Source organism: Streptomyces purpurogeneiscleroticus (assembly GCF_020024005.1).
In the GTDB taxonomy this organism is placed as follows: Bacteria; Actinomycetota; Actinomycetes; order Streptomycetales; family Streptomycetaceae; genus Streptomyces; species Streptomyces purpurogeneiscleroticus.
On record NZ_NHSG01000459.1, the window covers coordinates 1 to 10,757 of the forward strand.

The window sequence follows — 10,757 nt, forward strand, 5'->3', positions numbered from 1 at the left end:
TACGGGGGAGTCGTGGAGGGCGGCGCCGAGCGCCAGCAGTACTCCGGCGCTGCCGGTGCCGAGGTCCATGGAGAGCCGCAGCAGCTGCTCGCCGGGGAAGGCGAGGCGGCCTTCGTGGACGAGGGCGTACCGGGCCAGCCGGCGTATCTGGTCGGCGACGGCCGGGTCCCGACCGGCCGCGGTGCCGGCGGGGTGCGCGCGGCTGAGGTGGAGGATCATCCCGGCCAGGCCGTCGAAGAGGCCCGGCTCGACGTAGAAGCGGCCCTCGGCGGCGCGGCGGATCATCGCGGCGGCCGCCGTGAACCCCTCGTTCTCCCGGTGTGCCAGGTAGTCGTCCAGGACGAGGCCGATGCCCACGCTGCCGTCCGCAAGGTAGGGCATCGTCCGCCAGCCCTCGTTGACCTCCATGACTCCGTCGTCGCGGACCATGCAGCGGCGCAGGTCCTGCCGCAGGGCCGTCGAGGCGAGGTCGAGGAACGCCGGGTCGCCCGTGTGCTCGTACCACCGCAGGAACAGCAGCGCCGGGCCGGACGAACCGCGCAGCAGGCCGGCGTACGGCTGGCCGCCGCCGCTCACTTCCGGTACGGCGTCCACCGGGCCCAGCCGGGCAGCCACGGCGTCCACCGCTTCCCTGGCCGCGTCCTGGAGGGCCGGTTCGCCGGTCGCCGACGCGAAGTGGAGGAGATTCAGGCCGATGCCGGACAGCCCGCCCCGGAGGTCGAGGCCGAGCCGGAGCCACTGCTCGCCCGCGCACTGGTCGAGGATCTTCAGTGCCTCGTGCCGGTGCCCGAGGTGGTCCAGGACGTACGCGACGCCGTGCAGCCCGTCGTAGAAGCCGAGCAGGGACCCGGGCTCGGGGCGCAGGGCGCGCCGGATCAGCCACTCCTCGTGGCCGGGGTGCCGGCCGGCGCCCGTCACGTCCATCGCGTACAGGACTCCGGCCGCGCCGTACGCCATGCCCAGCCCGCCGCCGGGCGAGGCGAACTGCTCGATGTCGCCGGGGAAGAGCCGGTCGTCCCGCTCGGGCGTGGCCGCCGCGAGAATGGCGCCCGCCAGTTCATCGCGGGTCTCCGCCCAGCCCTCGCGGTCCGGCCGCAGCCGCGGTTCGGCTTGTGCCTCCGGGGGCGTCCCGCCGTCGCCGGTGAGCGTGCGCACTGCCGCGTCGAAGTACCCCTCGGGGACGGGGAACGCGCGTGCCGCCTCCCGGGCGAGCTGTCCCGCCTTGCCGGGCGCCAGGGAGAGCAGGCCGGTCAGCGGCAGGAAGAGGAAGAGTTTCAGGCAGGCCAGGGCGTAGTCGTCGACGGCCGGGCCGTGCACCTCGCGCGGTGCCGTGAATCCCTGGGCGCCGAGGGCCTGCCGCTGCCCCTCCGCGGCGTCCGCCGCCCCTTCGAGGTCGATCAGCACCACGCCGCCGTCCGGGCGCACGATGATGTTCGACGGCTGGAGATCACCGAGGACCACACCGCGCGCGTGGACCTCGCCGACGGCGCGCGCCACGCGGTCGTACAGGCCGAGGGCCCAGGCGGTGTAATCGGCCGTCGCGGCCTCGTCCGCGCCCGCGAGGGTGAGCGGGTAACGGTCGACGAACTCGTCGTTGAGCTCCGTCCCTTCGATGAACTCCTCGACCAGGAAGTGGTGGTCGCCCCGTACGAAGTGACCGTGCAGCGCCGGTACGCAGTCCAGGCCGCGCAGCCGTTCCAGCATCTCCCGTTCGCGCTGCTGGCGGGCGACGGCGTCCCGGCCGTCCGGTGTCAGCCCGGCGTGCGGGCGGGCCTCCTTGAGCACCACGCGGTCGCCGGTGCGCAGGTCCTCACCTGCGTAGATGCCGCCGCCGTTGGAGAAGTGCAGGGCGCTTTCGAAGCGGTAGGGCAGGTCGGCGAGGGTGGCGCCGCTGCCGCGCGCCGCGAGGTGCGGGGCGAGAAAACCGGGCAGTTCCACCCAGTCGGGCACCTGGAAGGTGGGCGTGCGGACGTCCGGGACCAGCCGGCCCTCGCCGTCCTCCATCGCGGGCTGGACCTCGCCGTCCGGGGAGACGCAGTACCGCTCGGCGAAGGCGCCGTACCGGACGTACAGCGGGCCCTCGCCCCAGCGCAGATCGCTCAGGATGTACGGTCCGGCCTGTCCTTCGAGGAGCAGCCCCAGCTCGGTGAGCACCCGCTCCAGCTCCGCCTCGTCCGCCGGGTATACCGTCACGAATTTGCCGCTCGAACCCCGGTGGGCGTACTTGGCGTTGGCGAGCAGCAGCGTGTCCTTGTCCGGCAGGAACTTGAAGGCGATCCGGCGCGGGAGGCAGTAGTCCCGGACCGCGGTGAGGATGTCCGCCGCGTTGTCGAGACACGCCGAGACGTGGATCTTCCAGCCCTGGAGGGGCAGCGTGCGGCCGGCGGGGCGGAACACGATCCAGTCGTCCAGCTCGGCGCGGCGCCAGCCGTCGGGGGCCGGCCGTTGCGTCTGCGGGAAGGCGGTGCCACCGCTGCGGGCGCGGGCCGGCGCGTCGTAGAAGTGCGGGTCCATCAGGCAGTAGACCTCGTAGCGCTTGTCCACCGACCCCTCCCGGCGGTCCGGGCCGCGGGCTGTCTTTGCGGCCTCTCTTTGCGACGATCGCAGAGTTGCCCGGCGGGGAACAGCATCGTCCGTCACGTGCTTCACGGGAAAAACGCACGGCTCACCCATGACATTTGTCCTGGCCGGGCCGGTGTCGGCGCGGAATCAGGCGGCCGGCGGCACCGGCTCGTCCGCGCGCAGCCGCAGGCCGTCGGCGACGATCAGGTCCGAGGTGACCAGCGCCTGCTCGGCGGAGACATCGGTCATGTACACGAAGGGCGGCACCAGCGGCGGCACGGGCAGCCGGTCCGGGGTGAAGGTCAGGCAGAGCACCCCTTGCACGCAGCCGCGGAACTTCGTCAGGTAGAGCGTGACGTCGCCGCTCAGCTCCAGCGAAGTCGCGCCCAGTCCCAGTTCGTCGCTGCCGTCACGGGTGAGCAGACGGTAGTCGGTGAGCGAGGCGGCCTTCATCTTCAGCACCATCGCCCGGACGGGGCCGCGCGCGGTGGGCACGTCCTCGACGCCGGCGAGCGTGAAGCCCTTCGGCGCGAAACGGCTGGTCGTGACGGTGGGGACGGCAGCGGGGGCGGGAATGCCGGGCCCGGCGGCGCGGGCCTCGGTGGCGGGCGTCCCGAGCGCGGCGAGAAGGGCGACGGGCAGGGCCACGGCGAGGGTGGTGGACGGGCCCGTACGGCCGGCCGGGCATGCGGGGCCGTCCTGCGAGGCTGGGTCTTGTCCCTCGGGGCTCTCGGGGAGCGGCGTCCAGCCGAAGCCCATCGCCGCGCCCGCGATGCCCAGCCCCATGCCGACCAGGAAGCCGCCGAGGTTGGTGGCCGCGAAGGAGATCACGGACAGGATCAGCGCGTTGACGCTCACGTAGTGCCGCGCGGACGGGGCGCACCACAGGAACACTCCGGCCACGATCAGGGCCAGCCCGATGCCGAGCGCCGCGAGCCCGCCCAGCCCCAGGCTGACCAGCACGCCGAGCGGGGAGAGCGGGACGAGCAGCAGCTCGGCGCCGCCGAGGACGAGCAGCAGCCCGGCCCAGAACGGCCGGGTCCGCCGCCACCGGCGGAACCGGGCCCGCGCCTCGGACCGGGGCAGCCGAGCCGCCTGCGCCCTCAGCCGCGCTCGCAGCGCCGTGAGTACGGCCGGCAGCCGCGGCCGCCTCAGAAGCACTTCTCGCCGTCCAGGCTGACGCCCAGCTTCAGGCCCTTGAGGCGGAAGTTCCCGCCCGTGGCCGACCAGGCGTGCGACTTCACGCCCGCGACCTCGATGTCACCGGCCTGCAGTCCGAACTTCCCCTTCGGGCCGCGGATGCCCGGTACTTCGTCCAGCGTCGAGGCGTCCCGGCCGATCTGCGCCGTGCCGAAGCGCGCGTCACCGACCAGGTCCTCCCCGTCGATGACGAGGCTGTCCGCGGTGACGGGGCCCGCCTTCCCGCCCGCGGTGAGCTTGAAGACCACCGGCCCCATCGGCGTACCGACCTGCGCCGACTGGCAGATGTCGGAGAGCCGTGCCTTGCCGATGCCGAGCAGGGCGACCGGATGGCCGGTGCCGTCGGCGGAGCGGTCGGTGTGCACGTACGAGGCCAGCCCGTCGCTGGTCAACTTGCCCGAAGCCACCTGGAAGTGGGTGCCGGAGACGGCGAACGACGCGGCGAGCACGCCCTGCGCCATCACGGTCGCCAGCGCCCCGACGGCCAGTACCGCCGGCACGGCCACGGCCGCGCTCTTCCTCCAGGACGTGCGGCCTTCTTCCGGTACGGCCCGCTGATTCCTGCCCACTGCTTCCTCCCGGGGGAGCGCTCGGTCATGGCGGTACGGTCACAGCGCTGACGTGCGGTTACTTGCGGTAACGAAGGTAGCTGAACGAGAGATTAGGGCCGTTGCTGACAGTGCGTCAATAGTGGTGCGTCGACAGTGCGGCACGACGAAGGGGCGGGCGGCCGAAGCCGCCCGCCCCCCTGCCTTCAGTCGTCGGCCTACCTGATCGCCTTGATCAGCTCGCCGCTCGCGGTGTCCCCGCTGAGCTCCCAGAAGAACGTGCCGCCCATGCCCTGCTCGTTCTTGAAGTTCATCTTCGTGCCGATGGTCTCCGGGGTGTCGTAACTCCACCACTGGTCACCGCACTTGGCGTACGCGGTGCCGCCGACCTTGCCGGTCGCCGGGCAGCGGCCCTTGAGGTCCTTGTAGTCCTCGATGCCCGCCTCGTACTTGCCCGGCGCCGCGCCGGTCGCCGTGCCGCCCGGCGCGTCCTGCGTGACGCCGCTCCAGCCGCGCCCGTAGAAGCCGATGCCCAGCAGCAGCTTGTTCGCCGGGATGCCCAGGCTCTTGAGCTTCTTGGTGGTGTCGGCGGTGTTGAACCCGGCCTTCGGGATACCGCTGTACGAGGTCAGCGGCGAGTGCGGGGCCGTCGGGCCCTTCGCGTCCCAGGCGCCGAAGTAGTCGTACGTCATGGGGTTGTACCAGTCGACGTACTGGGCCGCGCCCGCGTAGTCGGCGGCGTCGATCTTGCCGCCGGCGGAGGCGTCGGCGGTGATCGCCGCGGTCACCAGGTTGGAGCTGCCGAACTTCGCACGCAGCGCCTTCATGAGGTTCGTGAAGGCGGTCCGGCCGCTGGTGTCGCAGGTCAGGCCGCAGGCGTTGGGGTACTCCCAGTCGATGTCGATGCCGTCGAAGACGTCCGCCCAGCGCTTGTCCTCGACCAGGTCGTAACAGGACTGCGCGAACGCCGCCGGGTTCTTGGCCGCCTCGGCGAACCCACCGGACCAGGTCCAGCCGCCGAAGGACCAGATCACCTTGAGGTTCGGGTGCAGCGCCTTGAGCTTGCGCAGCTGGTTGAAGTTGCCGCGCAGCGCCCCGTTCTCCCAGGTGTCGGCCTTGCCGTCGACGCTCTGGTCGGCGGTGTACGCCTTGTCGTAGTCGGCGTACGCGTCGCCGATCGCGCACTTGCCGCCGGTGACGTTGCCGAAGGCGTAGTTGATGTGGGTGAGTTTGTTCGCCGAGCCGGAGGTCTCGATGTTCTTGACGTGGTAATTGCGCTGGTAGACGCCCCAGTTGGTGAAGTACCCGACGACCTTGTTGCCGGCCGCCTTGGTCCCTGCGCCCGCCGAAGCGGGCTGTGTGGCAGCGGTGTTGGCGGCTGTCTTGACGGTGGCGGCGGGGGCGGAGTCGGCGGGAGCGGCCGTGGCGGTCCCGGTGAGCGCGCCGGCGGCCATCGCGGCGGTGCACAGGGCCGCGGCCACGGCCGCGAATCCGTGGTGGAGGCGCTTCTTGTGCGGTCTGAGCATGGTTGCTCCTCGGAGTGGGGGTCCATCGAGGGGGAAGTGCTGTGACCTGCGTCCGCAGTGGCGCCGAACGCGTGGAGCGTCGGGGGAGAAGGTAGAAGGACTAGACCAACTCGGTCAATGGTTTGGACCAATTTGCTGAACTCCCGCACACGGTCCGGCGACCAACGGAAGAAGCCGATCAAGGGTGAGGGGCGCCGCCGTATCGGGCATACTCCTTGCGCCACCGCCGCAGGTCATCGCCTTCCGCGACCCGGAGAGAGATCATCGCGGCAGTGGGACCGGCAGCGCCGCGCCACCCGAGCGGCGCGCGCCGCAGTGCCCTACAGGGAGGAGAGCGCCGCCATGACCGAGTACGGCCCCGCGCCCGTGGACCGCAGGCTGCCCACCGACGAAGCCCGCCAGCTGATGACGCTCGTACGCGACCTGGCGGCCCGCGAGATCGCGCCCACGGCCGCCGCCGAGGAGGAGGCGGGCCGGTTCCCCCGCGAGCTCTTCACGCTGCTTTCGGAGTCGGGCCTGCTCGGCCTGGCGTACGCCGAGGAGTTCGGCGGAGGCGGCCAGCCGTACGAGGTCTATCTCCAGGTCCTCGAAGAGCTGGCCGCCGCGCGGCTCACCGTCGGCCTCGGCGTCAGCGTCCACACCCTGGCCTGCCACGCGCTCGCCGCGTACGGCACGAAGGAGCAGCGCGCCGAGCATCTGCCCGCGATGCTCGGCGGCGGGCTGCTCGGCGCGTACTGCCTCTCCGAGCCCGCCGCCGGGTCGGACGCCGCGTCCCTGACCACCCGCGCCACGCGCGAGGGGGACGGTTGGGTCCTGAACGGTACGAAGGCATGGACCACCCACGGCGGCATCGCCGACTTCTACACGGTCCTCGCCCGCACCGGGGGAGCGGGCGCGCACGGCATCACGGCCTTCCTGGTGCCCGGCGATGCCGAGGGGCTGAGCGCTGCCGCGCCCGAGCGCAAGATGGGCATGAAGGGCTCGCCCACGGCGCAACTGCACTTCGACGGCGTACGCATCACGGACGCGCGCCGGCTCGGCGAGGAGGGCCAGGGCTTCGCCATCGCGCTCGACGCGCTGGACTCCGGCCGGCTGGGCATCGCGGCGTGCGCCGTGGGCGTGGCGCAGGCGGCCCTCGACGAGGCGCTGGCATACGTCATGACGCGACGTCAGTTCGGCCGCCCCATTGCCGACTATCAGGGGCTGCGCTTCATGCTCGCCGACATGGCCACGCAGGTGACGGCCGGGCGGTCGCTCTACCTGGCCGCGGCCCGGCTGCGGGACGAGGGCCGCCCCTTCACCAAGGAAGCGGCCATGGCCAAGCTCTTCTGCTCGGACGCGGCGATGCGCGTCACGACCGACGCGGTCCAGCTGCTCGGAGGGTACGGCTACACCGCGGACTTCCCGGCCGAGCGCTATATGCGCGAGGCCAAGGTCCTGCAGATCGTCGAGGGCACCAACCAGATCCAGCGGATGGTCATCGCCCGGCACCTCGCGGGCCCGGAATCCCGCTGATGACACGGTCCCGCTGATGACGCAGTCCTGCTGACGGCGCCGACCTGCTGACGGCACGTCAAAGCGGTGCCGTGAAAGGCGGGTACTCATCGAGCGGCAAGGAGGTGCGAGTGAGTCGGGTGGCTCACTCGCACGGTGAAAGTCTGCGTCCGGCCTCGCGGCTGCCGCGCCGCGGGCGCGTCAGCGGTGGCGGCGCATCAGGGGGACGTGCACCGGACGGGAGCCGGGGCCGCCCACGTGGGAGAACGGCTGGGTACGCCAGTCCAGGCCCTCCGGGAGCGTCAGGAGCATGCCGCTGTCCTGCGCCTGGGGGTCCAGCACGTCATCGGCGGAGGCCGTCTCGGCCACGCCCCGGCCGGACCCCTGGCAGACCGTCAGGCCGAAGGGGTTCCAGGGCGAGGAGCAGACCGCGTGCTCGGGCAGCGTGTCCTCGTCGGCGAGCAGCGCGATGGGCTGCCTGCAGTCCGGGCAGCTGACGCGGTACAGCTCGACGGTGTCGAAGGCGTCGAAGTCGTCGTCGCGGAAACTGTCGCCCTCCTGGGCGGCAGTGTTCTCCAGCGTGGATTCCTGCTTCGGGCGTCGCATGATGTCCATCCCCCTCGGGTGGGCTGCGAGTACCGCCATCGTCCTGTGTTGGGCGGCCTCGACCACCACGAGCATTTCCCTGCCTCTCCGCTGCATAATCTCGGCTTCCGGCCGGACACGGAGTGAGGGGTGTGGTGTTCGTCACACAGGGGGCGCACGGTGTCCACGATCCGGCGCGAGCTGCGCCGTAGTGCTCCGGCACAGTAGGTTGATCGTGTGGAGGAGCTGGACCGACAAATCGTGGATCTGCTCGTCAAGGACGGGCGGATGAGCTACACCGACCTGGGCAAGGCCACTGGCCTGTCCACCTCGGCGGTGCATCAGCGCGTGCGCAGACTGGAGCAGCGCGGCGTGATCCGCGGCTATGCCGCCATCGTCGACCCCGAGGCGGTGGGGCTGCCGCTGACCGCCTTCATCTCGGTCAAACCCTTCGACCCCAGCGCCCCGGACGACATCGCCGAGCGGCTCGCCGAGGTCCCCGAACTGGAGGCGTGCCACAGCGTCGCGGGCGACGAGAACTACATCCTCAAGGTCCGGGTGGCCGCGCCGCTGGACCTGGAGCACCTGCTGACCCGCATCCGTACGCTCGCGGGCGTCTCGACGCGTACGACCGTGGTGCTGTCCACGCCGTACGAGGCCCGGCCGCCCCGCATCTGAAGCGCGGGGCCCGCGGGCTCTCAGGGGGCGGCGCCGGTCCGGATGCGGCCGCGCCACACCCACCCCGCGCGACCGCCGGGTACGCGCAGGGGCGAAACTGTCCGGTATGAGTGAACGCACCCCCGTACCGGCCCCCGACCGCACCGTCCTGCTGCGCCGCGGCGAGGTCCACAGCCCGGCCGACCCCTTCGCCACCGCCATGGTCGTCGAGGGCGGCTCGGTCGCCTGGGTCGGCTCGGAGGGCGCCGCCGACTCCTTCGCCGACGGGGTCGACGAGGTCATCGACCTCGACGGTGCGCTCGTGACCCCCGCGTTCACTGACGCACATGTGCACACCACCGCCACCGGGCTCGCCCTGACCGGCCTCGACCTCAGCGGCACCCGGTCCCTCTCCGGCGCCCTGGAGCGCATCCGCTCCTTCGCCGCCGCCCGCCCCGCCGACCGCGTACTGCTCGGCCACGGCTGGGACGCCTCCGCCTGGCCCGAGGGCCGCCCGCCCTCCCGCGCCGAGCTGGACGAGGCCACCGGCGGCCGCCCGCTCTACCTCAGCCGCATCGACGTGCACTCCGCCGCGGTCACCACCGCCCTCCAGGACCTCGTCCCCGGCCTGCGCGAACGCGCCGGATTCGACCCCGCGGGACCGCTCACCGGCGACGCCCACCACGCCGTCCGGCAGGCCGCGTACGACACCGTCACCCCGGCCCAGCGCGCCGACGCGCAGGCCGCCGCGCTCGCGCACGCCGCCTCCCTCGGCATCGGCACCGTCCACGAATGCGCCGGCCCGGAGATCTCCGGCGAGGACGACCTCGTCGCGCTGCTCGCCCGCGCCGCCGCCGGCGACGGCCCGCGCGTCGTCGGCTACTGGGGCGAACTCATCACGACCGCAAAGGACGCGGAGCGGATCAGGGAGCTCGGCGCCATCGGCGCGGCGGGCGACCTCTTCGCCGACGGCTCGCTCGGCTCGCACACCGCCCACCTGTGCGCCCCGTACACCGACGCCGCACACACCGGCAACGCGCTGCTCGACGCCGACACCGTCGCCGCGCACGTCGCCGCCTGCACCGAAGCCGGCCTCCAGGCGGGCTTCCACGCCATCGGCGACGCCGCGCTCACCGCCGTCGTCGACGGCGTACGCACGGCCGCCGACCGGGTCGGCCTGGACCGGGTACGCGCCGCCCGGCACCGCATCGAACACTGCGAGATGCTCACCCCGGACACCATCGCCGGCTTCGCCGAACTCGCCCTGACCGCCTCCGTACAGCCCGCCTTCGACGCCCTGTGGGGCGGCGAGCACGGCATGTACGCCACCCGCCTCGGCGCCGAACGGGCCCGCACCCTCAACCCGTACGCGGCCCTCCTCAAGGCCGGCGTCCCGCTCGCCCTCGGCTCCGACAGCCCCGTCACCCCGCTCGACCCCTGGGGCACCGTCCGCGCCGCCGTCTTCCACCGCACCCCCGGACACGGCATCTCCGCACGCGCCGCGTTCACCGCCCACACCCGCGGCGGCTGGCGGGCCGTCGGCCGCGACGACGCGGGCGTCCTCGTGCCGGGCGCGCCCGCCGACTACGCGGTCTGGCACACCGGTGAACTGCTCGTCCAGGCCCCCGACGAGCGCGTCGAGCGCTGGTCCACCGACCCCCGCTCCGGCACCCCCGGCCTGCCCGACCTCACCCCCGGCCAGGAGCTGCCGCGCTGCCTGCGGACGGTCGTCGGCGGCCGGACGGTCTTCCAGCGGCCGAACGAGTGAACCTCCCGCGGCGAGTGCCGCCGGGCGACGTGCCCGGCGCGTACTCGCCCTACCTGCGGCAGTTCGGCACTGACCTGGTTGAACGCAAAAACGACGCAGGTAGAACAGATGTTGACAGGAGCCCGTCGGCGGCCGGTAGGTTCGGCCGAGTCCACCACAAGGACGTCCGACCGGCAGACCTCCGCGCAGCCGTCGAACGCAGCTGGGCCATGGGGTGGTGCGCCGCACGGCGCACCACAACTGGGAGCCAGGTCCACCCCTGCGGCACGGAAGCGACGGTTCAGGTTTCAGTCGGCCGGCGGGTGCGACCCGGGTGGGGCCCGGACGCTCAGTAGACAACGGCTCTCGGTCGACCCGCAGCCAGCGGGCCCCAGGTCGGCCCGAAGGGCGCCGGGCCCCGATCCGCACCCCGCGGAT

8 protein-coding genes are annotated in these 10,757 nt (G+C 72.6%); 3 read left to right on the plus strand and 5 right to left on the minus strand.

The genetic code is table 11. The annotated features are described in order from the left end of the window. The 4 genes from lanKC to CCS38_RS33655 form a co-directional block, all read right to left on the minus strand. The coding region (gene lanKC, locus CCS38_RS33640) for a class III lanthionine synthetase LanKC (RefSeq protein ID WP_223737237.1) at positions 1–2,544 on the minus strand (2,544 nt) is incomplete at its 3' end. A 165-nt stretch (positions 2,545–2,709) separates the two neighbouring features. Then, on the minus strand, positions 2,710–3,723 hold the full coding sequence (locus tag CCS38_RS33645) for a DUF6114 domain-containing protein (RefSeq protein WP_372457191.1): 1,014 nt from the start codon (positions 3,721–3,723) through the stop codon (positions 2,710–2,712). Beyond that, positions 3,714–4,223: a DUF6230 family protein gene (locus CCS38_RS33650; protein WP_263302869.1), complete on the minus strand. Its 510-nt coding sequence runs from the start codon at positions 4,221–4,223 to the stop codon at positions 3,714–3,716. Before CCS38_RS33650 ends, CCS38_RS33645 begins: the two co-directional genes overlap by 10 nt. A gap of 305 nt (positions 4,224–4,528) precedes the next feature. Continuing rightward, positions 4,529–5,836, minus strand: coding sequence for a glycoside hydrolase family 18 protein (locus CCS38_RS33655; protein WP_223737239.1), 1,308 nt, complete (start codon positions 5,834–5,836; stop codon positions 4,529–4,531). A 342-nt stretch (positions 5,837–6,178) separates the two neighbouring features. Between CCS38_RS33655 and CCS38_RS33660 the strand changes: the two genes are divergently transcribed. Beyond that, entirely contained in the window at positions 6,179–7,351 is a 1,173-nt protein-coding gene (locus CCS38_RS33660) for an acyl-CoA dehydrogenase family protein (RefSeq protein WP_223737240.1), read from the plus strand. 180 nt (positions 7,352–7,531) lie between these two features. On the opposite strand, the gene CCS38_RS33665 is transcribed toward CCS38_RS33660, so the two are convergent. Further along, positions 7,532–7,945, minus strand: a complete 414-nt coding sequence (locus CCS38_RS33665; RefSeq protein ID WP_223737242.1) for a hypothetical protein — start codon at positions 7,943–7,945, stop codon at positions 7,532–7,534. Between the two features lie 207 nt (positions 7,946–8,152). Between CCS38_RS33665 and CCS38_RS33670 the strand changes: the two genes are divergently transcribed. Both CCS38_RS33670 and CCS38_RS33675 read left to right on the plus strand, forming a co-directional pair. Further along, the gene (locus CCS38_RS33670) at positions 8,153–8,593 is read left to right on the plus strand and encodes an Lrp/AsnC family transcriptional regulator (protein ID WP_030608595.1); all 441 of its coding nucleotides are present in this window, start codon (positions 8,153–8,155) and stop codon (positions 8,591–8,593) included. Positions 8,594–8,699: 106 nt separating this feature from the next. Next, positions 8,700–10,340, plus strand: a complete 1,641-nt coding sequence (locus tag CCS38_RS33675; protein ID WP_223737245.1) for an amidohydrolase — start codon at positions 8,700–8,702, stop codon at positions 10,338–10,340. The last annotated feature ends 417 nt before the right edge of the window (positions 10,341–10,757 follow it).

What these genes read in the sequence shown, in the direction of transcription:
- CCS38_RS33655 (WP_223737239.1), bottom strand. Translation starts at nt 5,836, where the DNA reads ATGCTCAGACCGCACAAGAAGCGCCTCCACCACGGATTCGCGGCCGTG.
- CCS38_RS33650 (WP_263302869.1), bottom strand. Translation starts at nt 4,223, where the DNA reads ATGGCGCAGGGCGTGCTCGCCGCGTCGTTCGCCGTCTCCGGCACCCAC.
- CCS38_RS33660 (WP_223737240.1), top strand. Translation starts at nt 6,179, where the DNA reads ATGACCGAGTACGGCCCCGCGCCCGTGGACCGCAGGCTGCCCACCGAC.
- CCS38_RS33665 (WP_223737242.1), bottom strand. Translation starts at nt 7,945, where the DNA reads ATGGACATCATGCGACGCCCGAAGCAGGAATCCACGCTGGAGAACACT.
- CCS38_RS33675 (WP_223737245.1), top strand. Translation starts at nt 8,700, where the DNA reads ATGAGTGAACGCACCCCCGTACCGGCCCCCGACCGCACCGTCCTGCTG.